Origin of the sequence: Bradyrhizobium sp. BRP20 (assembly GCF_020194215.1) — a bacterium.
Classification (GTDB): domain Bacteria; phylum Pseudomonadota; class Alphaproteobacteria; order Rhizobiales; family Xanthobacteraceae; genus Bradyrhizobium; species Bradyrhizobium yuanmingense.
Window position 1 is genome coordinate 134,852 of sequence record NZ_JADYVY010000011.1, and the last position, 24,288, is coordinate 159,139.

A 24,288-nucleotide genomic window follows, 5' to 3' on the forward strand; every position below is an offset into this window, starting at 1 on the left:
AGCTCACTTGGCACTGAACGAGGGCGCCCCCTCTTCAATGATCAGGATGACGTTGGTTTTCGTGGGCGCGAGAGCGCGGCCGATTTCAGTTTCAGAAGAATGACGTTTGTACGGAGGGCGAGAGATGAGCACATAACGTTTTGCCTTTCGAGCAAGAGCTAAAGCCCAGGGGCGAAATGACCGACGTTAGACGGCCCCGCGCACCTTTGGGCGTGCGCCTTGGACATACGCGCGCGGCCCCTGGACATGATTTATGTGTTTGCCGCTCATCCTCGTGTTGTGGTATTCTGTCGCGAGACGATCGCTTCCACGCAGTAAAGCGGGTCGCTCCCCCTGCGCCCGACCGGCGAGACGATGCCGATATTCAGAAGCTCCTCGAGCTCGGAGGCCCTGAGCTTCAAGCGTTTCAGTACCTGATGTTCGTAATAGAGCGGCGGTTCGACCATGGTGGCTCCCTCCGAGAGGGGAAGCCGGCCACGTCCGAGGTTTGTCTGTCAAATTGTGGGAGTTGTGAGTCCTCGCGACTTGAAAAATGAAGCGATCGCAATGATGTCCTCGTGATGTTGGTTTTGTCTGGAGTTTGCCTTGATTCACTCGGGATCGATTCGTTGCTCGACAATGCCATCGAGAACGCCGACGGACCGCTAAATCTCAGACACTTCGTGCACTGTCGAAAAAGCCAACAAACTCTCGCGATTGACCGAGCTCAGTTTTCGGTGGGTCCCAAGCGCTTGCTGGGGCTCACGGAGAGCAAGCCATGTGCGACGAAACGGAAGGCCTGGACACCGCAACTCTGTTCGCCGACGACCATCGACTCCCGCCGCATCCGTCGGCCGCCGCCGACCACCAGCCTTAGCATCCGCCGGCGCGGCCGGATGTACCTCACGAACCACTCCTGAGATCAAGAAGACGATGCTCGCCGCGGCCTCTCCCGAACAAATGATCGAGCGTTTAGCGGCTCTTCCGCGCAAGCTCGCCGCGCTCAAGTCACCTTCAACGCCAGCTAGCTTGCCAGCCTCCGCTAACACTACTCATTGAGAGGTCTTAGGCTGTGAAAGCAACCTGCCCTGCAAGGGAGCTAAGACCGGAACTCCAGATTGAAGAGGAAAGCGGAAGCGGATCACCTGCGAGGTTCACAGTGCGATTTGCTCAAGCGCCGCCGACGTTCCCGCCTACATGCAATCCTGTCCAGGTTTGATGCCTAGCAGCCGTGGGCGCCTTGGTGAAAAGCGGTACACTTTGGTCAGCGGCTTCGACAGCCGACGTCATACTCGCCAGAAAGCCTCGCGCAGGTAGCACTCACCCGACGCCCTTTCCCGCGATCCTGCAGCGGTTCCAACTTCTAAATCACGAGCCGCGATGTGATGGGAAAGCAACACCCGTTGTCCAAGCCGGCGCCGCTGGTGAACTCCAGCCCGAGATACGTTTTTCTCGTTCCGCCCTTAAGAGCTGCGGGTATCAAACCTGCCGTTGGGCACGCTAGAGTGCATTTAGTTCCCTAAGTACCTGTAGAATTAGGCTTCTTTAAGAGCACGGGTGTTGCGCCGGAGCTACAGCAATTCTGCCTGAGGTGAGTACGCTCAGTTTGGCAGGTGGGCGAATGCACTGATTCATTGAACTCGTTATTATTGGGGAGACACTCGAATGAGAAAACTTTTCGCGGCTGCGGCCGGTGCTCTGGCACTTGGTCTAGCGGCTCCCGCCAGTGCGGCGGACTTGGCCGCTCGTCCGATGACCAAGGCTCCGCCAATGGTGGCCACTATCTACGACTGGAGCGGCTTCTACATCGGCGTCAACGGCGGTTGGGGCTCTTCGCGTACTTGCGCCGATATCGTGGCGGTTGGCGTTGTTCCGGTCGTGCCGGCTGTGGCCGATGGTTGCCATGACGCCAGCGGCGGAACGGTTGGTGGCCAGATCGGATACCGCTGGCAATCAGCCAACTGGGTCTTCGGCGTTGAAGGCCAGGGCAACTGGGCGGACTTCAGCGGCAGCAACATTGGCCTTGCCACGGGTTTCGACAATCACACCCGGATCGATGCGTTTGGGTTGATTACCGGCCAAGTGGGCTACGCCTGGAACAACGTCCTGCTCTACGTCAAGGGCGGTGCAGCGGTGGTTGGCAATCGCTACGACACCTATATTCCGCCTGGCTTCATTGGTGCCGGTACGCTCCTGGCGTCAGCACGCGACACGCGCTGGGGTGCCACCGTGGGCGCTGGCGTCGAATTTGGCTTCGCTCCGAACTGGTCGGTCGGTTTCGAGTATAACCATATCTTCCTGGACGACCATGACACGGTTTTCACCACGCCAGCTGGGGCTACTTTCGGCACCGCTCGTATCGGACAGGATGTAGATCTGGCTCTGGTTCGGGTGAACTACCGTTTTGGTGGTTTTGGCGCTCCGGTCGCTGCCAGGTACTGATTATCTCCACTAAAGAAACAAAGGCCGGCTTTTTGAGCCGGCCTTCTGCTTTGAGGCTTAGGCGAAGCCTTACCGACAAGTCCCCACGTCGAAGCTCGCAGATGAGCTAAGCTTTCGTGTTCCCAGAACCTCATACAATCTGCTGGGCGATCGGGCAGACCCTCAAAATTTCAACGTTTCAGAGATCTCGAAAAGACCGGGCTGCCGCGCACAAAGCATTTATCGAGCGTTCGGCAACGAGAGGTACGATAGCCGTTTACTTCCAACATACATCCAATCTCCAATATGAAGCAGGCCCGCTCCTCCTGGACCAGACAAGAAGACGAGATGCTGCGTGAGTGCTTGTTCATCTCGGCGCGCCCGTCGAGTTCATTTCCGAAACGCTGAACCCAACCGAGCAAGAGCTTCGCCTGCGCGGTTACCACATTGGATTGCCAACGAAGTGGTTCAAGCCCCGTAGCGCCGCATAGGTACCGATGCTTCTAGTGGCGCTTTCGCTCCGTCCGACCGTCCATATACTTCACGGCGGCGAATGTGACGCCCAGAGCCAACACGGCAACGCCGCCAGCAATCAAAAAGCCTGCCACCATAGCCCGACCATTAATTCCTGCGGGCATCAAGACAGCAATTCACGATATACTACGGGTGTGAAACAAAGGACCGGGCGGCGCGCTTCCGCAGAAGTTGTCGCATTTCCGCTACAGCATTCGCCAACCGTCGTTGCTAGGCTTCTACGCTCAGTGGAGGCCCTAGCCATGTCAACGGAAGTCGCTCAGAGCACTGACGGGGGCGAACAACGCACGAAGGTTGCTCCAGTCCACGCTCAAACGATAAGACCAGAAGTTAGTGTTGACCTCTCGGTGTCCGCGGCGTCTGCGGATGGTCCTCTTGATCTCTACTTGCCTAGAAAGTGGAGTTGGGGGCCGGGAAAATCCTCCGTTGGTTGGTAGGTGGCCGTTCAGACGTAGCGCGGCCTGGCCCCTTTGAAATACGACTCGGTAACTTGCCAGTGGCAGCGGTGCTGCTTTGATTTCCGTGTGCCCCGCCAGACGCCACACACCCACAAATGCTGACGGCCGACCTCTCAAGATCACTTTCGGCCAGATGCGCGTGATGGCCGTGCGAAGCGTCGCGGTCTATTGCGCCGATGACCGATGCAGCCATAGCGTTTACAGGCATGCCTGAGGGGGATTGCATTTGTGGCCGGCACGGCTGATGTCCCGTCGCCGCCCGGATTTCAACAATTGCTCAAGGGCCATGTGAGATCTGACGCAAGCGCTTGAGGATTCGCCAGACTTGCGTGGCGGACCATCTGCCTTGCCCGGCTGGCGTAGGAACGCAGGTCTCATTGAGTTTCTTTGCAAGCGCCCCCAAGGACGTGGCACCGGACTTCTGGAGAGCTTCGATAAGAGGGGCTAGTTCGGCTGCCCGCGCGTTCGCGCGAGCCTCCTGAACCGTTCTGGGCGCCGGTTGCTTCAAAGGCTACTCAGTCCTGTCGCTTGGCATGTGATGTCTGCTGGCCATTGGTACGACAATCGTCTCGAAACCTGCGGACCACTCTGGCAGTCGCGGGAAAGTACCGCAATAGAGAGCCGCCAGCCTAAACCGGCCGGACCACGGCAGGTCGTTTTCCACGCCCACGACGCGCGGTAGATCGCGCGACGGATGAGCTCCAAGGGATCGATAATTTGCGAGGTACTTACATTGCCGCTTTGAGGGGGGCATTCCTCGCCCTGCACGCCACCACACGCCTACCACGCCGGCCGGCCGCTCAAGATCACCTTCGGCCAGATGCGCAGATGGGCCTTCACGGCGTCCTGGTCTACTGCCATTGCGGCCACCACATCGCTCTGAGCGCAGATCGCTGGCGCGACGATGTTCGCCTGTCTGATATCGAGCCGCGCTTCGTCTGCGGCGAATGCGGCAGTCGGGGATCTGACGTTAGGCGGGATTTCGAGAGCGGCAAGCCACCGCAATTTATGAGTCCGAAGCGCCTCTGAGCATTCGTCGCTCTATCAGCGCGGCGCCGTGAGAGCTCTGACCGGGCAGCGGCGCCATCAGCTTTGTCCGCAGAAATTTGCCCCTATATGAGGTCCTCGGGGGCATTTTCTTAAGGAGTAAAGCGTGAAGGGTTATGTGTTTAAGGCTGGCGCTCAAACGGCCATTACAAAAGAACCTGACGGAAGCAACCTGCCGCCGCCCAAGGTCGGCTCTTGGGAGCGGATCAAGGAGGTGAAGGATGTCACGGTGCCAGGCTTGATCGGCTTCGATCCCGAGACCTTCAATAAGCAGGGCTATCAAATCTGGCCTCCCTAAGCTTCGAGCCCCGCCGGTTTCACCCTGGCGGGGCCGTGCCGCTCATACGTGCCTATGCAGGCCCCAAAAGGCCGTAAGGAGAAGGGCCACGGCTCCGATCACCAGCAGGATGAGAATGGCTTCCAGCATGAAGAAGCAAGCTCCGCCTGAGCCAGAGGCTGCATGAACCTGCGAAGGCACCCCTCCCCGCAGTCAAAGCAGGTGCAACACTCCTGCGTCTACCACGACGACGATTGCGAGCACGGTTTGAAAGCAGGCAAAGAGTAATTTCATGTCAGCGCTCCTTAGCCGTTGCCCGGCAAGGTGAGCGCTTATGGTTAATGTTTGCTTAATGGAGCAGGCCCGCCAGCGTGAACCGGCGGGCCCGAGCACTCACTTCTTCAAACAAAGCCCGACTGTCGGCGACGTCCCGCATTTCGCTCCGTCGACTGAGCCCCCGCTTGGACAGAACACCGACACTAGCGTTTCGCTGTTGTCGCAATTGACGGCGCCATCAGCTTGCACTGAGCGGATATTGACCGTCCCCGGATCGCCCTTGTCTCCCTTCTCACCTTTCGGCCCCTGCGGCCCTTGTGGTCCTTGCGCACCCGCTGGGCCCTGTGGTCCCGGTACCCCCTGAATCCCTTGGGCACCCTGCCGGCCGGCCGGCCCCTGCGGCCCTGGATCACCTTTAGGTCCAGGCTCTCTGCCACAGGCCGCAAGGATGAGCGCGGCAGTCATAACTCCCACCGTGATCATTTTGTGCATTGCGATCCTCCCAGTTATCGAACCCATTTAAACGGGGAGAGCCGCAAGAGAGAAGCCCGCCAACGTGAGCTGGGGGGGCGCGGACCAGAGCGGTACCGCCGTGCTCGATAACACGTTGGTGAACGAAACACCTTCCCCCTCCGATCGAAGCATCCCGGAAACAGACGGGGGCCAGTCTTCCATTTGGACCTTTTCATGGGGAGACTTCAGATGATTGCACTTCAAGGAATTGCGGCGGTCCTTGGTGCCGGATTGTTCTGCTGGATTTATTCACCCGAGCTCGGCACCGATGTGGTGCTTGCGATCGTTGCCTGCCTCGCCTGAATTGAGTTCGCTGGACAACTGCAGCGGGTCGAAGAGCGGATGTTGGGTCGGCCCAGCCTGTCATATGATTGTGGCATGGCCGTTGCTTGATAAACGCCAACGGGATTTCAGTGCTCAGTTTGAAAACAGGCGCTGCCGAAACGCGTATTCGAGCTCGGCACCGCTGTTTTTCTGGTTTCTCTTAATTTGGAGGCTCGGCTACGATGCCGCCACCTTGCAAATGCTTTGCGACGTTTCTTGATGAGGTTCTTTCGAGCCCGCCATTCGCGCTCCAGCAGAAGCGGTCGGCAGTAGAGGTCGCTGAGCGCATTCTCAAGCTCGCTTCCCGGGGCGAGCGTCGGCCGGAAAAATATTAAGCAACACTTGAGCAACGAGCTTTTCAAACGTCGGATCTGACCGACAACCAAGCACTATCCCTGGATCGAGGAAGCGGCCTGCTGCGGCCTTTGCTGACGGGGCTCCGTCCCCAGCTAGCTTTGTATCCCACCGCAAGTTTTGGTTTTGTCTCGACAGTTTTGCAGTGTCCAAATTGCTATTGGAGGCCCTTTTATGCCCGAAGAGAATTGCCTGATTGTTCGTGCAGCCGGGAAACAGCTCGACTTGCAACGAGGCGAAGCTTCCCGCATCGCGAAAGCTGCTAACGTCAGTTGGTGGACCGATCGAGCTGAGTTCGGCACTAGGTTTTGCTTTGAAGATTCCAAGTCGAAAGATTCATTCGCCCTCACTTGCGACAGACTCGGCATTAGCTGCCAGGACGGCTAACCCAATAAAAAAACGCCGACCTGGGAGCCGGCCGGTCTCTTTTCCCATGCATACCGCGGTACTCGTCACCAATCGCGATGACCGATCGTAAAGCGGTGCCGGTTGATGCCTGGTTGCGGATTTCAGCCTTCGGCGGTGCGTCATAGGCCCCTGCCAGTCGCGCTTCTGTGTGTCCTGCGCCGGCGCTTCATTTATCCTTCCCGTACTTGGTGATCTTCGTCAGGGACATCCTCACGGTGTGAAGCAGGTCTAGCGCCAGTGATCGGCCGACCACCTCCTACGGAAGACTGGTGAAGTTCTTCAGTAGAGCAGAGGGTCCACGAGAGAGCCTTCGGATCAGCTGGTGTCGTGCTGACCATTGCATGGCCAGCCCACAACAGTCACGATAGGCCCCCGCAGTGGCGTCGCGAGCTGCGCCACCGGCAGGTTCTGATCCTGGACGGCTATCTCCCAAGCAACGGCCTCGGCGCGTTAAAAATCCACCCCCTTTCATGGGGTGGCACCCTCCTTGCGAATTGCACGTCCCCAGCGCAGAGGCGTGCACCGATGGGACAGCGAGTCCGGATTTCAAAGCAACCGAAGCCCCGTTTGACACATACTGCCCGTGAGCTGGTGCGTTTGCTGGAGGCGATCGAGGAGCTCGAGGAGCTGAGAGAAAGGGGCCGGCTCGCGGAGGCCGGCCGCGTGTTGCACTAGTAGGCGCAGGCTGGTCTCAGGTCTGGCCGCTGAACGCTTGGCCGATTGGGGAAATCCGCGCGCATTGCCGGCGCATTCGACCGCGATATGATTCGCGAACTGATCCGGCGTGCCAATCCCAACCAGGTCGGTCTTGTGGCGCGGAAAGGTATGGCCCTAGGGCCATGTTGAAGCGAGCGTGATTGGGGTTTCAACCGGCCTCCTTTTCAACCAAGCCGGAGCGCTCACACCGTCAATGAAACGAAAGCGCTCTGCGAGCTCGATCTCACCGGGCGGGGTACACTATCTGAAAATCCCGGAGCCGATCGGTTCACGCGGACGATTTCGGCGAATACATGCTCGTCGATTCCGGTCAGAATTTCTGTGTGCTCGGCGAGCGCTATAACGCTTCGCTGGAGCAGATCGCCAAATATCTCGACTAAGACGAAAGCTGTCGGTAATCCCCAGCAGCTTTCTCTTGCGCCCGCTCTCCGGTTCCGGGAGCATCTGTCCATCGATGCTCTTCCGGGCAAGTCATGAGAGTTCGGATTCCAGCAACAGATTGGATGTACGATCTTCCGCAAGATCGCCGTTCGCATCTGGATGCTTCACCGGACGGCGAGAGATTGCTGATCTAATCGCTGTCGAGGCGCGCTCGCGCATCAACAAAGGAGAGCTTTGGCCGGAGGCTGCCGATGAGAAGCCTGGTTATATTCGGGTGCGGATAGCCTTCCCTTGTTCGGCCTCACTTTACGATTGGATATTCAATGGACCGTCCGGCTATCGCGCTCACTATTACGCCTCGGAGGAATCCGGTGAAATCTTCAACAGGGAATTAGTCGAGAGGGTTGCCCCTCAGATCTTACGATCTCAACTTTGGCCCTCTCGTTGCACCTCGGAGGGCGCGCACTATGGTCTATCTCTGAGCGGGCAATGGAGCAAGCTAGCTCTGACCAACCGCGACTTCCAGGATTCTCCGGAATGCCAACTGCACGCTCGTCGATGGCTAGCAAACTGTCGAATGCGCAGCGCAATGGGACTTCGCGCCCCTCGCCCAACAAATCCGGAGTTTGAGATAACCGGGACATGGATTGATCCCATCACCCGTGGGAGATGGCTGTCACCCGACAAGGTAGATCGCCCGGCCGACATTCACCTTCGAGGTTTTGCGTAGGCGCCCCTTTTCCTTCGCACGCGTTGCGAGGGCTATCTTGCCATACCAGCGTAGTAGCTTTCGATTGGGGGGCACGCCTGAGTCGCGGCGGGTCAAAGAGCCGACCACGAATTATCTACCGGCTGTGAAAAGGCGCGATTTTGCTCCCTCCCGCTCGCACCACGTGTCATGATTTATTCCTGAATCAAGGAATGAGGCCTTAAGGCCGCAGCGTGAAGCACGTTGAAGCTCGCCCTTTGGGCCGACCCCGGAAGCCGCAGCGCGGCTCGCCGCCAGCGTCGGAGCTGCGGGCCATAAATCCGCAGGAGCCGTTAGGGCGGGGTGAGCCGCTCGGTACGGACCACGGGCCTGGTTTCCCCCTGGTCGTAATTCCCGCTCGCGATCGCTTCGATTTTCCAACGGTACTGCTCAAACGTGCCTCTGAGGTCCGTTTGACGGGTCCCATCCTTTGCGGCGCGATCGAGCAAGGCAGCCCAAGTGACGAAGCAAAGGACGCGCTGTTCGCTGTCCAACATCGCAAACGCGATACCTTCGAAAAGTCGGAACTCGATATCGCGAGACGGATCGGTAGTAAGGGGCATTTGAAATCTCCAATAGGCAATCCCTCGATTTTGGTGGGTTCTGTCGTTCCTCACAAGGGGTGGAACGGTGGCCTACGGCAGGCCAAATTGGTGCGCATGCGGCAGACGGCGTTACTGGAAACGAGCGCATCCAGATCACGTAAATTGCTCTGATCGCCGCGGGGGTGCTGAAGGTGCCGACGCCGGCGCGGTTGTGCGTCCGCAAACGGAGGCCCGCAGGCAGATGAGCTATTTCTTGTACAATCCCTTACGCCCCTGCGCATTGCCGAACATGGAATCGACATCGCCAATCAGCAGGAAGGAATAGAAGTGAAGATTGCCATGGAGATCGACCACGGTGAGGGTATCGTTCCCGCCACGTGCATCACCCGAGAGCCCACCCCCATCGCCGTATAATCTCCCGCCTCCGGTCTGGGCTTCGTCCCCGATCGTGAAGGTGAGGTTATCATTGCCACCGTGCGCGTGATCGGCCATGCCGAAGGCATCGCCGTACAGAATTGCCGAGCCGGTCTGGCCGGTCTGGAGAGCGATCAGCGTGTCGTTGCCGCCATGGACGTGCCCGGACATGGTTGTGCCATCGCCCACCAGAATGTTCAATGATCGGCCGCCGAACGCGCCGATGACGATGTCGTTGCCGCCCTGCACGTGGTCAGACATGGCACCCTCGGCGTCCCCCTAGAGTGTGAAGCCGCTGCGAACCGAGCCCGTGCTGTCGCCGATCACCGTGTCGTTGCCGCCCCTGGCATGGCCTGACATGGATTGTGCATCGCCGTCGATGATGACGGTGTTGAGCGAGCCGTCGATGTTCACCCTGAGTGTGTCGTTGCCGCCTTGGGAATGATCCAGCAAGGTCGCAGTATCGCCCACCAGGTTGACGAACGTCATGGCCTCGATGTTGATCGTAATGGTGTCGTTGCCGCCATGCGCATTGGCCGGGAACTCAGGGTCGCCGATAAGGCTTCGAAGCTAACTTGCGGGAGTGTCAGCGTGATCGTGTCGTTGGGCAAACGGCGCATGGCAACTCCAATTTCAAGGCGGAGAGGACGTGAAGATGTGAGGATCGCTTCAACGGTCAAAGCTACTTCGGGTTGATGACCGAGATTCGCTCGGAATTGGACTGATTGCGACCGCCGCGCGCCCTCGATCACTCTGGTAAACCCGATCAACGGGCGGGAGCGTCTTGCCAACGGAAGTGGGGGTTTGGCGGCAACTGTAAGCCGCGGCTTCCCTTGAGGCGCTACCGCTAGATGTCACTTTACAGTGCAGAGCGGACGTTTGCAGTGGAACGACAGACCGACGCTTCTGACCCTCAGCGGACGTTCAGGCTGCCTTTTCGAATCTTCCTTGAAGAGGGCGGGCGCTCCCCTTGAGGGGGCGATTTGTTGCAACTCGCCTCTGACGGGCCGAGATGGAATGGGCCGGCAACCTACGCGAGGTAGTCATTCCAAGGAAAGCATGCGATGCTGACGCCCAATTGAACGAACTTTCGGCCTGAAGACTAGTGTGTTGGCAATGACTCGAAAAGAATACGTAGAGCAAAGCAAGGAACATGCGCTCTCGCTGCTGAACGTTGGTCGGGCACGTGAGGCGGTTGCCTCGATGATGGTGGATATGCGGATTAGCGCGAACTTTGGCGTACCTCCCGAAATCCACGCAATAGGCATCTGCGCCGCTGCGGCGGACGACGCGTCCGGAGTTCGCGCCTACATCGAGGGCTTCAACTGACAGTGCTCGGCAAGGCCTGTCCGCCTCTGGCCTAACCTTCCAGAATGCGCAAGCTCGTCCGACTCCGTTCTGACAGCGGACCTCAGCTGTTGCACGCCCCTGAATGGAGTGAACGGGCGAGTCTTTGTGACCGTCGTCGGAATGATATTGTTGCAATCTAAGTTCGAGCTCTGCGCGAATTGCAGGCCCGCTCGCAGCGGGAGGTCGGGGGCTTTGGTCTGCAGGTCTGCCGCGCTGCGCTCAAGATTGCTCGGGGGCTACTTCTTCAACAGCAGTCCCAACGTTCGCGCCATGCGCCTCACCGATCCGGTGTGGCGGCCGAGTTCGGCGGCTATCCTCGCTGCGCCGACTCCCTGCCGAGCCAGCGCGATCAATCGTCGGACCTCCTGCTCGGCCCATTGTTTCGGCTTCGGTGTTTTCATAATGCGGCGCTCGATCCGCACCAGTTAACCAGCGAGCGAAAATCCGACACTTGGGAAATTTACGGGTGGGCTTCCTGCCTGCGGCCCGCCCTCGCCGTAGAACGGCAATTCCGATGCTTGTCGGCTATTGCCTTTAACCGGGCGTACGGCTGCGCTTGCCAGGACCGCCGCTTGCGACCCATAGCGGGAATAGGACGCTCGGTAAGTGCGGTACCCCTGAGGGAGTGGACGGCCGCTCGCAGGTGTGGCTAAGGCCGGACCAGTGAAGCGCCCGGAGGAGACCATGCCTCTATTTCACATCCAAACAGGACAAAGGCGAACGCGCAGCTAAGGTGCTGGCCGATGTATTCTGCGCGATTTTGATTGCAACTTTCGCGGTCGTCTTTTTCGGATGGATTGGGGGCCTACTCTCGTTTGTCATAGTCGAAGCCTGCCTCCTCGCGATCGACTGGGTCGTTCCGAGTGGTGACCATCCTGCAGCCGCAGTCCGCTAGCGCCTCCCTGAGAGAGTGGATGGGACTGGTTCTGCCTCAATAGCGGACCTTCGGCGCCCCCCCGGCCTGGGCAGCTTTTGACCCGTTGCGGAAGTTGACGTGAGCTGTGCGGCCGCGCGGCTCAATCACACACTTCCGCTGTGCCCTCCCGCCGCGTACCCGTACGACAGTGCCTTCTGTCCGACAGCCGGACCTTACCAGCCGACAGCCCGGGATCAGATAGTTGATGCAGTCCAGTTCGGTGCCATGCCCGGCGTAATAGACCACCGCGACCTCGGCATCGCGCGCCTTACTGGCAAAGTCGCGCAGCGTCCTGCGCATCTCCGAAACATTGAGTTCGAGCTTGATGTTAACATTATCGAACCCGGCCCTCCTGCATGCCGGCGACTAATGCGGCATCGTTCGTGGGGTTCGCCAGCTTCGCGCCGAGTTACCGATCACCAGCGCGCCGCGCTTTTCAGCGTGTGCGGAGCTATAGCCCAACCAGACCGCACAATATCAACAAGGCGATTAGCCGAAGCAGGCCCTAGCGCCGTGTCGGGAACACGGACGAACTTCTGCCGGCGGCGATTTGCTGATTTAATTGTTAGACCTGTTATTAATATTGTCATTATACTAATAACTGGCAGACTCGGGAGAGACAGATAGGTCTAAATAGTTGCGATGCGCGCCTGCAGCAGCACAACTTGCCTCCGTCAACGTTGTTTAGTTGGGACGTCATCGGCCGGGGAGACTTATGCAAGAGAGAGCAAGCGCCGCCAATCGGCTTCCGGTCACCGTGCTCAGTGGATTTCTGGGTTCGGGGAAGACGACATTGCTCAACCACGTGCTGAGGAATCGCGGGGGCCTCCGAGTTGCAGTCATCGTCAATGACATGAGTCAGTTGAACGTAGATGCGGATCTGGTTCGCAACAGTGGCGCGAACCTATCGCATACCACTGAAACACTCGTGGAGCTCAGCAATGGTTGCATATGCTGCACGCTGCGCGACGATCTCCTGGTGGAGGTCAGGCGGTTGGCCGAGGAGCGGCGCTTTGACTATCTTCTGATTGAAGGGACCGGTATTTCTGAACCTCTCCCTGTCGCGGCAACTTTCTCCTTTCGCGACGAAGCCGGCGTCTCGCTCTCCGATCTTGCGAAACTCGACACGATGGTGACCGTCGTGGACGCGACGGACTTGCTCGCCAAGTATAGCAGTCGCGATCTTTTGCGCGACCACGGCGAGCTACGTGATGCCTCCGACGTTCGTACGGTCGTCGATCTCCTAGTTGAGCAGATCGAATTCGCTGATGTGGTCGTCATCAACAAGGTGTCAGAAGTGACCGAGGCGACGCGAGCGGACGTGCGCAAGGTGGTTGCCGCGCTCAATCCCCGGGCACGCACAATCGAGACCGACTTTGGCGACGTTCCTCTCCACACAATTCTTAACACCGGCCTCTTCAATGAAGCCAAGGCTGCGACACATCCTCTCTGGAACAAGGAGCTGTACAATCCCGCTTGCCATGTGCCGGAGACCGAGGAGTACGGCATATCCAGTTTCGTCTACTTGGAAAGACGTCCGTTCGATCCCGTCAGTCTCTTGTCCTTTCTCAATAAACCCTGGCCAGGCGTATTGCGCGCCAAAGGACATTTTTGGCTTGCGACCCGTCCGGATTGGATCGGTGTCCTCTCGGTTGCAGGGATGCAACGTCGGTGCGAGCCCATAGGATACTGGTGGGCAACAGTCCCAAAGTCGAAGTGGCCAAGCCATCCTAACGTCCAACAACACCTCAATGATCAGTGGGACAGCACTTGGGGCGACCGTCGTCAGGAGCTGGTGTTCATCGGTTCAGGCATGGACGAAGCATACATCCGAGCCTCGCTGGATGCCTGCCTTGCCAATTCGAAGAATGGGTTTGATCCCCAGAGCTGGCGCAATCTCAGCGATCCCTTTCCGCCCTGGCAATATCCTGATCACGTAAGCTAGGCGGCGCCGGGGCGCTTTGCATTTTAGCTACATCAAGACGGCCAGATGGCGAGTATGTGATATGAAAAATCTTGATATTTAATATTTAATAAGTTAAAACGTGCGCTTTAATTCGGCGGAATTGAATTTTGGGCAATCATGGCAGCCGCTACGAGTAACGGTGCAACCGCAGCCGAAAGGCAGATCGAGCAGTGCGGCTTCCCGCTCGCCTACTGGTTCAGAGCCCCGCCTGTCAGTCCAAGATTGGCTCGTTCGCGAACATTGGAGATGTCCCTCCGACATCCACGTCATCGTCTAGGTGACGGGCATCAGAATCTTTCATTCACACTCTCCCATCTCTCGCGAGGATGTCATGAGGTCCTTGTACGAAAAGTCTGGCTTGAGCCAGTTGGCTTTCGGATTGCGGACTTGGCCACGGACCCTGCACCGGAGGAGCATTTGGGCGTCAGATCCAGAGGCTAAGGACGAACTGCTGCCAACGCACCCCGTGCGCAATCCGCTTGAAACGGACCTGCGCGCCTCAGATGCCACTGCACTATCTTTATCCAATTTGGCTTCGAGCGCCGAATTGCCGAGGGTAACCGCAGGATGGCGAACGCCAACCTCTGCGGCAGCCGACCAAACGACCTCAAATCCGGTCGTCATTCTTGGTCGGATTCCCTCGGCGGCCTTGGCTCCGAGTATCGTTGGATCGTCGGGGATTCCAGCGGCCGCGCAGGTTTGTGGTTGCGGCTACTTCATTGCTCCAACACGATTGCTCGATCAAAGTGCAGCCCACATCGGGCAGTTGCAAGGTACTCGTTTATCTGGTGGAGCGGACTTCGTGCTGACCGGCCAGACCGGAATCATGGGAGCCTCCACCAGTGCCGACATGCCATTGCAGCAGGTTACGCCTCTTATCAACTGGAACGCGCTGCCAGGTGGAGGAGAGACCGGTACCGGGACGGCAACCAGCCCAATTGGAATTCTGTCCGGCTCGGTGACAACCGCAAAGACTCCCCCAGCCGGCCGGCAGGCCGCCACAACGGAGTCCACCAGCAGTCTCGCGGCTGCAGCGACTTCGACAAACCCAATTGTTCTCGAGAACCAGAAGCCGGGAAACCCACAAAGCGAATGGGATATCGTTGGCGCGGGCAGTTCGAATATCGAAGGTTTCGCCACCGACATCAGCGTCAATCGGGGTAACCGGGTCGACTTCAAGATCAATACGAATTCATCAAACTACCGGATCGACATCTACCGCCTCGGCTACTATGGCGGCATGGGAGCGCGAAAGGTCGCCACCATCCAGCACACGGGCGTGCAGAACCAGCCTACGCCGCTGCGCGACGCGGCGACCGGCCTGGTCGATGCCGGCAATTGGTCCGTCTCAGCCTCCTGGGATATTCCCGCCGATGCCGTGTCCGGCGTCTATATTGCAAAGCTCGTGCGCCAGGACGGAACTGCCGGCGCCAATCACATCCCCTTCATCGTTCGAGACGACAGCAGCACCAGCGATGTGATCTTCCAGACCTCGGATACAACCTGGCAGGCCTATAACGGCTGGGGCGGTGCAAATTTCTATGGCGGCAACGGTCCCGCGACCGGTCAAGGCGCCGGGCGCGCCTACGCGGTGAGCTACAACCGGCCGATCGCCACCCGCGGCAACGTCGGGACCTATGCCGGCCCGCAGGACTATTTGTTCGGCGCTGAGTATTCTGCGATCTACTGGCTGGAGCAGAATGGTTACGACGTCTCCTACATGTCGGGAGTCGATGCCGATCGTTACGGCAGTCTCCTCCTGAATCACAAGCTCTACCTCGACGTTGGCCACGACGAATACTGGTCAGGGCAGCAACGCGCCAATGTCCAGGCGGCCCGCGATGCCGGCGTGAATCTTGCGTTCTGGAGCGGCAACGAGATGTATTGGCGCACGCGCTGGGGTAACAGCATAAGCAGCGACGCCACCGCCTACCGCACCTTGATCTCCTATAAGGAGACTTTTTCACCAGGAGCGTCGATTGATCCAAGCGACCAGTGGACAGGAACGTTCCGTGATCCGCGCCTCAGCCCGCCGGCGGTCGGCGGGGGAATCCCGGAAAATGCCCTGATCGGACAGATGTTCCAGGTCGATGATGTCGGCCAAGGCAGCGGCCTCCAGTCAATCACAATTCCCTATGACGACGCTAACCTGCGCTTCTGGCGCAATACCAGCGTTGCCAATCTTCAGCCCGGGCAAACGGCAACGCTGACCAAGAACTATCTTGGCTATGAGTGGGATGAAGCGCCTGACAACGGATTCGATCCAGCCGGCCTGGTTCGGCTTTCCTCGACAACCATTCCGGTCAATACCTACCTGCTTGACTATGGCAACACGACCGGAAGTGGCGTTTCAACCCATAACCTGACCCTCTATCGCGCTCCGAGCGGCGCATTAGTCTTCGGCGCCGGTACGGTCTACTGGGCATGGGGCCTGAGCGACAATCACGACCTGGCGCCGACGCCGACCGATCCGCGCGTGCAACAGGCTATGATCAATCTGCTCGCCGACATGGGGATTCAACCGGGAACGCTCCAACCGGGGATGGTCGCGGGCACCGGCTCGACGGACTCGGCGGCTCCGACTTCCACCATCAACGCCCTGGCGAATTTCAGTGCCGGACGTGCGGTCACGATTTCCGGCACGGCAGCGGATGTCGGCGGCGGCGTGATCGCTGGCGTGGAGGTCTCGACCGATGGTGGGCTGAGCTGGCAGAACGCGATTGGCGATGAGACATGGACTTATACCTGGGCGCCGCAAGTTGCCGGGACCTACACGATCAAATCACGCGCGGTGGACGACAGCATCAATCTGGAAACGCCTTCGGCGGGCCGCACGGTGACCGTGAGCGCGCCGTCCTTCATCTCGCTCTTTCCTGGCTCGGCGACCCCCGCCACAGTCAACACGATAGATGCCAGCGCCGTCGAGCTCGGTGTGAGGTTTCAGACGTCGACTGCCGGCACCGTAAGCGGAATCCGCTTCTACAAGAGCAGCCAGGATACAGGCACCCACACGGGTGAACTCTGGACCAGCACCGGCACCTTGCTGGCAACCGCCACGTTTACAAACGAAACGACAAGCGGTTGGCAGAGCGTGACCTTCTCCAACCCGGTCCCGCTGACGGCAGGCACCACCTATGTCGCGTCTTATCACACGAACGTAGGCCACTACTCCTCCAGCGTGAACTACTTCACGAGCAATGTGACCAGCGGTCCGCTGACCGCCCTCGCCAATGGTAACGGCGTCTATACCTACAGCAGCAACAGGGCATTCCCGACCACCACGTTCCAATCGACAAATTTCTGGGTTGACGTCATGTTCAACCCTTCCACCACCAATTCCGCGCCGGTGGCTACGAACGATACCGGGCCGACCGTGACGCAAAATACGCCCATGACGATCACGGCGGCGTCGCTGATCGCCAACGACAGCGACCCCAATGGGGACGCACTAACCATAAGCGGAGTAAGCGCAGCGACAAACGGCACCGTGGTCCTCAACACGCAACCCAATCCGCAGAATAACAACATCACATTCACGCCCGCCGCCGGCTATACCGGTCCGGCCAGCTTCAGCTACACGATTTCGGACGGGCGCGGCGGTACGGCCACTGCCAATGTCAGCCTCACGGTGGTACCGCCCGGTGCGGCTCCCGTCAGCCTGTTCAGCGCGTCAAATACACCAGCGCAGATCAACCTCAATGACGGATCGCAGCTTGAAGTCGGGATGAAGTTCACGTCCTCCGTTGCCGGCCAGATCACGGCTCTCAAATTCTACCGCAGTCCCGGCGACACTGGTCCCGACGTCCTTGATCTCTGGACGTCGACGGGCACCCGCCTCGCTACAGCCAACTTCACCAATACGTCGGTCAGCGGCTGGCAGACCGTTAACCTGCCGTCCCCGGTTTCGATCGCCGCCAACACGACCTATGTTGCTTCTTATCACACCACCGGCTCCTATGTGGCCACCGGCAACTACTTCACCACGGCTGTCACCAACGGCCCATTGACCGCGCTTTCGACTACGACGGCCGGCGGCAACGGCGTCTATTCCTATGGTGGCACCAGCACGTCCGGCATCTTCCCGACCAACTCCTATAACGCCGCCAACTACTGGGTCGATGTTGTGTTCGCGCCGTCCGGCGGCGGCAACCAGCCGCCGGTTGCCAACAACGATAGCGGCTACACCACCACCCAGAATACCGCACTGACGATTGCGGGCAGCGCGCTGCTCGCCAACGACTCCGATCCCAATGGCGGCACTCTCACAATCACCGGCGTGAGCGGCGCCGTCAACGGCACCGTCAGCTTCAACAGCCAAACCAATGTAGTTACCTTCACGCCGACTACCGGCTATACCGGTGCGGCATCCTTCAGCTATGCCATTGCCGACGGACAGGGCGGAACCGCAACTGCCACGGTCGGCCTGACGGTAAATACCGCAACCAACCAGCCGCCGGTAGCTAGCAACGACAGCGGCTACAGCACCACGCGGGACACGGCTCTCACGATTGCCGCGTCGGCCCTGCTTGCGAACGACACCGATCCGAATGGCGACCCGCTGACGATCACGGGCGTGAGCGGCGGCGTCAACGGTACCGTCAGCTTCAATGCCCAGACCAATCGCGTCACCTTCACGCCGACCACCGGCTACACCGGCGCTGCATCCTTCAGCTATGCCATCTCGGATGGTCGCGGCGGCACCGCAACTGCAACGGCTAATTTGACAGTGACCCCGCCGACAGTGAGCCTGTTTTCAAGTTCCGACACGCCGGCCATTCTCTCGGATCCTGACGCGGCCCAGGTCAATCTCGGGGTGCGTTTCACGTCATCCGCGGCCGGCACCATCAGCGGCATCAAGTACTACAAGGGTACCGGCGACACCGGCACCCATACGGGGTCATTATGGAGCAGCACGGGCACGCTGCTCGCGACCGCGACGTTCACGAACGAAACCAGCAGTGGATGGCAGACCGTCATCTTCAACAATCCGGTTTCGATCGCCGCCGGCACGACCTATGTGGCAAGCTACCACAGCAACGGGCACTACACGTCCACGAGCAACTACTTTACGGCCCCGCGCGTCAATGGTCCGCTCACAGCGCCCGCCGGCAACAATGGCGTCTACACCTACGGCACCGGCAATCTGTTCCCAACCAGCACCTTCGGGGCCACCAACTACTGGGTGGACGTGATGTATAGCCCCGCGAGCGGTGTCAACCGGCCACCAGTCGCGGCGAATGACTCCGGGTTCAGCGCTACTCAGAACACTGCGATCTCGATCCCGGCTTCGGCATTGTTGGCCAACGACACCGATCCAGACGGCGATGCCCTGACCATCACGGGCGTCAGCAACGGCGCCGGCGGCGTCGCGAGCTACAACGCGCAGACCAGCACCGTCACTTTCACCCCGAACTCCGGATATACGGGACCGGCGTCATTCACTTATTCAATCTCTGACGGTCGAGGTGGGACGGCAAGCGCGTCCGCCTCTCTCAACGTCAACGCAGCATCTGCGAGCATCGTAAGTCTGTTCAGCAATAATCCGACGCCGAGTGTGGTATCGGCCAATGATCCGAATTCGGTGGAGCTTGGGTTCAAATTCCGGGCGTCGAGCGCCGGCGATGTCACCGGGCTACGCTTCTACAAGGGCCCGTCGAACACCGGCACTCACACTGCCAATCTCTGGAGCAGCACCGGCACCCTGCTGGCCACCGCCACCTTCACCAACGAGACGGCGAGCGGCTGGCAGCAAGTCAACTTCGCCACACCGGTGACGATCACGCCAGGGCAGACGTATGTTGCATCCTATCATACGTCGGGAAACTACTCCGCCGATCCCAACTTGTTTAGCTCGGCGGTTAGCAACGGACCGCTGACTGCGCCATCCTCGGCTTCGAGCGGAGGCAATGGAGTGTATGCATATGGATCAAACAGCCTCTTCCCAACCGACACTTACAACTCAACGAGCTACGGTGTGGACGTTCTGTTCCGCCAGCAACTGACTGGCTAACGGGGGCAGCGCCCGTTTGCGTAGCGACTACGGTCAGATGGCAAGGACGCAATGCGGAGTACGCTCCATGACTTCAGTCGATGAATCATTACACTAGCTTATCCGAAATTCCTCCCACCGTGTCTCCACTAGAGCGCGGGTTGCGGTTGGTGCCGCAAGGGTCGCCTGAGTCTCGTGTCGGCTACTGCATCGGGTTGTTTTTGCAGATTTTGAAATCAGGTCTCCTGCCCAAGCATCGCGATCGGCCTTACCCGGCGGACGGCAAAAGTTCTGGATCAAGGTGAAGAACCGCAGCCAATCCAGCGATGGAGCGCGAGTTGTAACGCGCGAGACTCCGGGCGGACGGTAGACATAACCGACGCCCGGTATCGCAAGTCAGTTTGGAAATGACATTACGCCCGAGCAGCGGTTTCTCAACAGGCGGCTTGGTTCTACACAGTCCGGGATCGCAGATCATTTCTGGATGGCTATGCGTGGGTACCTCGATGCAAGGACCTACAACTCCGCATAACGTGTGCTCAACCCCTTGCGGAAAAGCGAGGCGTGACTGGCTCTGCATGTCTCTTTCTGGGCGCTGCGAGGCCATTGCTGGCGCAATGGAAAGGGCGGAGAGCGCGACGGCAACCGCCAACGATATGGTCTTGAACATGTCTCTGACCCTTTGATGTGGTCGCTTGCGTCTGTGCAAGCCGCCGCATGGTGTGGGACCGGAACGTCTTCGTCCGTGAACCGCGTCACGGTGGCCGCCCGGTTAGCCCCGATATAGACGATGGCGCTTTAGAGGGGGGCACATGCGACGAAGGGACTTCCTTGGGCTGGGCGTTTTTGGCACTGCAGTCGGATCGACATTGTTTGGTTGGGACACAAGGGCGCAACCTGCGCGAAAACGTCCGCTCATCAAATGGGCAGGAGCTGCACCTCCGGGGGTCACCTCCTCTCATTCATGATAGACTTGGTGTTCGGCAATTTCGCTAAGGGGCTCTCGAACCACTTTCGTCGCATTCTCAAGGGCGGCCAAATTGTATTCGGCTCACTTTCGGTTGATTGCATCGTTCGCGATATCTCCGCGACGGGTGCCCGCATCCAAGCGCGGGGCCCGTTTTGGTTTCCTGACAGCTTCGTGCTCGCGATAGCCTCGGATGGCACTTCTAGGCCCTGCCATATTGTTTGGCGAAAGGACGGTCAGATCGGCGTAGCTTTCTACGCGTAACGCCGCATCAGCTAGAGACCCTCATCCTTTCGAATGTTGTCGCCTTTTGGCCCATCGCGACTTGCTCGTCGCATCTTCGGACGTCCGATGAGCAGCCCATAGCGGACACGCAATCGACCCGAAAGACAGGGCCGGGGCTCGCTTGACCATGCGGCCGTCCGGCCTCTACGCCGCCAACATAACTCAGGATATTGATGTCGAGCTCGCTATCTGATCCCCTTGCTGAGGGGGCCGCATCACATGCGCGAGCAGCAGATCATCTTTGACCCGACCTTTGTTGATTTGCGTCCCAAGTGCGACGACTGCCACATTGCCGCTGATTTGAGATCGGTCATTCTTGATCCGCGAGACGGCCAACAAACTTCCGTCTACCAGTGTCCGAATTGCGCTCGGCTCGCCTTGAAAGACTAATCCAGTAAGCAATTTTGGATCGGCTCACACGAGTGCTTTGCTCACGCAGCGTACTTTCCCCGACAGGCTTCGCCGATCGACAGATGGCGAGGGTCGTTCCGGTCAAACCTCATTTCTCGTAAGCGGGACGATTTTCTATCCTCACGCTCCTCCCCGCGAAACAATCTCTCTGAAACGCGCAGGTTCGCAGCTAGCCGCGGTCTCGAGCTATTGTCTGCCACAACACGCAATTAAAACTAAGCTCCACCTGCGCCCACTCTGTCGACGCCACCGCGCCAAATGTCTGCTTCCGTGAATCCGGCTTCCGGCCAATGTATATGCGCCGAGAAACTGCAATCCAAGGCCGGCTGACGATAACCCTGCCTTGCTACAGGTAGGGAAGAATCGCCGGCGGGGGCGGAGGAGCCCCTGCTCTAATGTTGCTGACAGAAGGTCCAGTGAAGAACAGTCCCCAAAGCGTCCTCGGGCCACAAGATGGCTCAAATCGACTGAGGCCATAGCCTGGTAACGGGATGGGGCGCTGCGTCGCGAGGACAACATTTCCGAACTCACGCAACAACGGAAGGTCCTTATCCGAAAGCGCGTCAGGAAGTTGGCCGCTTGCTATAGAATAGATTCTCAGGAGTTCTGGCCGTGGCGGTGGTGACGCTCCACCTAGCAAGGTTTTGAAGTTTGCGACCTTCTGCAGGAATGCAAGGTTGCTTTCCCGAAGAAGCTGTGTGGGGAAACCAGCGAACTCGGGATAATACGAGTTCGGCTGCTTCATTTGCGTACGTATATCAGCAATCGATGATGCGCCTAGTAGGATCTCCTTGATTCTCAGCTATATCGGAAATCTCATTTTCAACCGAAAGCCCCAAAAGCTCCGACAAACGGCCGTGAAGAACCCGCCCGAACAATGGACTAGAAGCGAGGGTTGCATCGAGCCCATCATCGATCGCGAGGTCTTCTTCAGCGTTAGGAAGATTATCGAGGAGCGCCGGGTTGATCTGTCAGAGGAGGAGATGCTCTCCCGGTTGCGCAAAGCACTTCTTAGAGAAGGCCGCTTGACACCGACCATTATCGATCGAACGCCGGGGCTGCCCTGCTCCGCGACCTGCCAAACCCACTTTGGCAATTTTCGCAATCTGTATCGGTTGCTCGGCTACACCCCGAAGCGAAACTACGAGTTTCTCGACGCGCGGCCTGTCTGGTCTGAGTTCAGGTCAAAGCTCGTCGAACAGGCCACCGCTGCCATTAAGGCGGCGGGCGGGCGGATCAGTTCGGGGGGCTGGAGCGATTGCGTCCGAGTGGACGGGATGGCCTGTCTTTCCGTCAGGGCCGCCCGTTGGACCCCTGGCCAAAAGCCAACGCATGCACCGTACTGTAGTATCGAGCGCGAGGCGTGCCTTCCTCACGGCTGGATCGCCGCCATTCGCTTGGCCGAGCACAACAAGACAGTACTCGATTACGTCCTGTTGCCTACCGACGGCAAAATGAAACGCACAATCCGCTTTTCCGAAAAGTCACGAGCGCGGCGGGGGATTGCGCGTTTCAAGACAGTCAATGGCCTAATCCAAGCCGTCGCCCGCCGATTCATAAAGCCGGATCCTACTTCTCACATCGCGCAAGGGCCTAGGAGCAAGCGGCCAAAAGCGCAACGATCCAAGACCAAAACATCCGCCAGCGGCGCTGATTCAGCAAGCCGGATTTGCGACCTTGCGCTGGCGCTCGGGCTGAGCTTTGATGCTCGCATTTGGGATATGCCTACTATGAGTGTTAAGTCGATTGTCGCGAAAATCCTCAGGGATGAACTTGCGTCCATGGGCATCCGATCGCTGACCTTCCAGGAATCGGAGAGGGTCGCCGCTCACATCTTCGAGCGGATCACTGACCTTGAATTGGAGCTTGCCGCGCGCGACCTCGCCTCTGCGAGCCGATATCGCGACTAGCCTTTTGGCGCTTTGCGCGCTGCGTTGCTTCGACGAGCAAGTATCCGGTGCCGCCCCGACTTGCGCATGACAAATTGCAGAGCGGATTGCGTCAGGCCGAAATGAAGGGTGTTGTTGCGTTCGGGTTTCATGATCACGTACAAGCAGTATCACATCCAGCGGTTTGAGCACGGCCATAAGCGCTGGGTTGCCCGCATCACAAGGGCGGATGGTCAAAACATCCGAACCATCCTACCAACCTCTGAGCATCCCTACCTTGATACGAAACCCGCCGCTTCCGCCGAGGAAGCCGAGGAGCTTACCAAGGAAGGCATCGACTTTGGCGGTATCGTTTAGGCACTTGAAGGTTTAAGCCTCTGCTATCGCAGCGAGATATCGGCACAACGCGCGAAGGAATTGACGGTATCAGCGTCCATTCGCGATCCAGCCCTGAGCAGTGAGAGCCCTTCGCTTCCGGCGGGCACCCGGCTGGTTTAGGAAGCATGTCAGCTTACAGCAGCAACCCCCTCTTCCCCAGCCACGCCAGTGCCGTCGAGCAAGCGGCCGAAAGCAATGCCGCCCAAAACCAGGAGCGCCCACGGGCGGCGCTAACGGAGCGTAGATAAAGAAAGGCTCCAAGCAGCTTCCCGTAGTTCCTTCGGAATTCTCCGTTTAGCTTAGCTAGCTCCGGCAGATCGGACGAAACCTTGCATTGGTCGGCCATTGGCTGGACTCCATTTCGCACTGGACCAGCACCCTATGAACCACTGTTTTGCCCGACGACGCAAGTTCCATTTCGGTTTTTCGACAGGCTTTGCAGCCGGATGAATCCAAAAAAACCCTTGGAACAGTTTACCCGATGCTCTCGCTGAGCGACGTCTACAGCGAGCGTGTTCCTTTGAGTATGAATCGGAGCCCCTTCACGTCCAACACACCGATCTAATCCTAAGCGAGAAAATCCCAATTTGCAGGCTTGGTGTCTGCAAGATAGAGATGATTGCGCGCCACCCTTTTTGCGGCGGTGGCTAGCTCGCTGAGGACGTGCCTCACGCTCGCGGATGCTATCTTACCGTACCAACATAGTATCCGTTGGCTTGGCCGTCCTCCGAGAATTTGGGA

The 24,288-nt window shown here is 58.7% G+C and carries 12 protein-coding genes and 1 pseudogene; 8 read left to right on the forward strand and 5 right to left on the reverse strand.

Going from position 1 to position 24,288, the window contains the following annotated elements; genetic code table 11:
- Positions 1-266: 266 nt before the first annotated feature.
- Complete coding sequence (locus I6F33_RS24785) at positions 267-446, reverse strand: hypothetical protein (RefSeq protein ID WP_225144394.1); 180 nt, start codon at positions 444-446, stop codon at positions 267-269.
- Positions 447-1,644: 1,198 nt separating this feature from the next.
- On the opposite strand from I6F33_RS24785, the gene I6F33_RS24790 reads away from it, so the two are divergent.
- Both I6F33_RS24790 and I6F33_RS24800 read left to right on the forward strand, forming a co-directional pair.
- A complete protein-coding gene (locus tag I6F33_RS24790; RefSeq protein ID WP_109143108.1) occupies positions 1,645-2,421 on the forward strand; it encodes an outer membrane protein in 777 nt (258 codons plus the stop codon).
- A 2,124-nt stretch (positions 2,422-4,545) separates the two neighbouring features.
- Positions 4,546-4,737, forward strand: a complete 192-nt coding sequence (locus tag I6F33_RS24800) for a hypothetical protein (protein ID WP_109143106.1) — start codon at positions 4,546-4,548, stop codon at positions 4,735-4,737.
- A gap of 3,993 nt (positions 4,738-8,730) precedes the next feature.
- Here I6F33_RS24800 and I6F33_RS24805 read toward each other — a convergent pair.
- From I6F33_RS24805 to I6F33_RS24815, 3 genes are all read right to left on the reverse strand, one after another.
- Positions 8,731-9,000 carry a DUF1488 family protein gene (locus I6F33_RS24805; RefSeq protein WP_225144395.1) on the reverse strand — a complete coding sequence of 90 codons (270 nt, stop codon included), beginning with the start codon at positions 8,998-9,000 and terminating at the stop codon, positions 8,731-8,733.
- A gap of 228 nt (positions 9,001-9,228) precedes the next feature.
- Positions 9,229-9,657: a hypothetical protein gene (locus I6F33_RS24810; RefSeq protein WP_225144396.1), complete on the reverse strand. Its 429-nt coding sequence runs from the start codon at positions 9,655-9,657 to the stop codon at positions 9,229-9,231.
- An 18-nt stretch (positions 9,658-9,675) separates the two neighbouring features.
- Positions 9,676-9,885 carry a hypothetical protein gene (locus I6F33_RS24815; protein WP_225144397.1) on the reverse strand — a complete coding sequence of 70 codons (210 nt, stop codon included), beginning with the start codon at positions 9,883-9,885 and terminating at the stop codon, positions 9,676-9,678.
- A gap of 618 nt (positions 9,886-10,503) precedes the next feature.
- On the opposite strand from I6F33_RS24815, the gene I6F33_RS24820 reads away from it, so the two are divergent.
- The gene (locus I6F33_RS24820; RefSeq protein WP_225129315.1) at positions 10,504-10,725 is read left to right on the forward strand and encodes a hypothetical protein; all 222 of its coding nucleotides are present in this window, start codon (positions 10,504-10,506) and stop codon (positions 10,723-10,725) included.
- A gap of 1,126 nt (positions 10,726-11,851) precedes the next feature.
- On the opposite strand, the pseudogene I6F33_RS24825 reads toward I6F33_RS24820, so the two are convergent.
- Positions 11,852-12,164 (reverse strand): annotated as a pseudogene (locus I6F33_RS24825) (caspase domain-containing protein); the annotation flags it as partial.
- A gap of 213 nt (positions 12,165-12,377) precedes the next feature.
- Here I6F33_RS24825 and I6F33_RS24830 point away from each other — a divergent pair.
- The 5 genes from I6F33_RS24830 (at position 12,378) to I6F33_RS24850 (ending at position 23,526) form a co-directional block, all read left to right on the forward strand.
- Positions 12,378-13,607 carry a GTP-binding protein gene (locus tag I6F33_RS24830; RefSeq protein ID WP_225144398.1) on the forward strand — a complete coding sequence of 410 codons (1,230 nt, stop codon included), beginning with the start codon at positions 12,378-12,380 and terminating at the stop codon, positions 13,605-13,607.
- 823 nt (positions 13,608-14,430) lie between these two features.
- On the forward strand, positions 14,431-19,638 hold the full coding sequence (locus tag I6F33_RS24835; RefSeq protein ID WP_225144399.1) for a DUF4082 domain-containing protein: 5,208 nt from the start codon (positions 14,431-14,433) through the stop codon (positions 19,636-19,638).
- Between the two features lie 943 nt (positions 19,639-20,581).
- Positions 20,582-20,848 (forward strand): PilZ domain-containing protein, encoded by a 267-nt coding sequence (locus I6F33_RS38635; RefSeq protein ID WP_225133131.1) that lies wholly within the window; start codon positions 20,582-20,584, stop codon positions 20,846-20,848.
- A 1,223-nt stretch (positions 20,849-22,071) separates the two neighbouring features.
- On the forward strand, positions 22,072-23,190 hold the full coding sequence (locus tag I6F33_RS24845) for a recombinase family protein (protein WP_225144400.1): 1,119 nt from the start codon (positions 22,072-22,074) through the stop codon (positions 23,188-23,190).
- A gap of 129 nt (positions 23,191-23,319) precedes the next feature.
- On the forward strand, positions 23,320-23,526 hold the full coding sequence (locus I6F33_RS24850; protein WP_225144401.1) for a hypothetical protein: 207 nt from the start codon (positions 23,320-23,322) through the stop codon (positions 23,524-23,526).
- Positions 23,527-24,288 lie beyond the last annotated feature (762 nt).

Bases quoted from the DNA above. Each gene is read 5' to 3' on its own strand.
- I6F33_RS24785 (WP_225144394.1), bottom strand. From the start codon at position 446: ATGGTCGAACCGCCGCTCTATTACGAACATCAGGTACTGAAACGCTTG.
- I6F33_RS24790 (WP_109143108.1), top strand. From the start codon at position 1,645: ATGAGAAAACTTTTCGCGGCTGCGGCCGGTGCTCTGGCACTTGGTCTA.
- I6F33_RS24805 (WP_225144395.1), bottom strand. From the start codon at position 9,000: ATGCCCCTTACTACCGATCCGTCTCGCGATATCGAGTTCCGACTTTTC.
- I6F33_RS24810 (WP_225144396.1), bottom strand. From the start codon at position 9,657: ATGTCTGACCACGTGCAGGGCGGCAACGACATCGTCATCGGCGCGTTC.
- I6F33_RS24815 (WP_225144397.1), bottom strand. From the start codon at position 9,885: ATGACGTTCGTCAACCTGGTGGGCGATACTGCGACCTTGCTGGATCAT.
- I6F33_RS24830 (WP_225144398.1), top strand. From the start codon at position 12,378: ATGCAAGAGAGAGCAAGCGCCGCCAATCGGCTTCCGGTCACCGTGCTC.
- I6F33_RS38635 (WP_225133131.1), top strand. From the start codon at position 20,582: ATGATAGACTTGGTGTTCGGCAATTTCGCTAAGGGGCTCTCGAACCAC.
- I6F33_RS24850 (WP_225144401.1), top strand. From the start codon at position 23,320: ATGATCACGTACAAGCAGTATCACATCCAGCGGTTTGAGCACGGCCAT.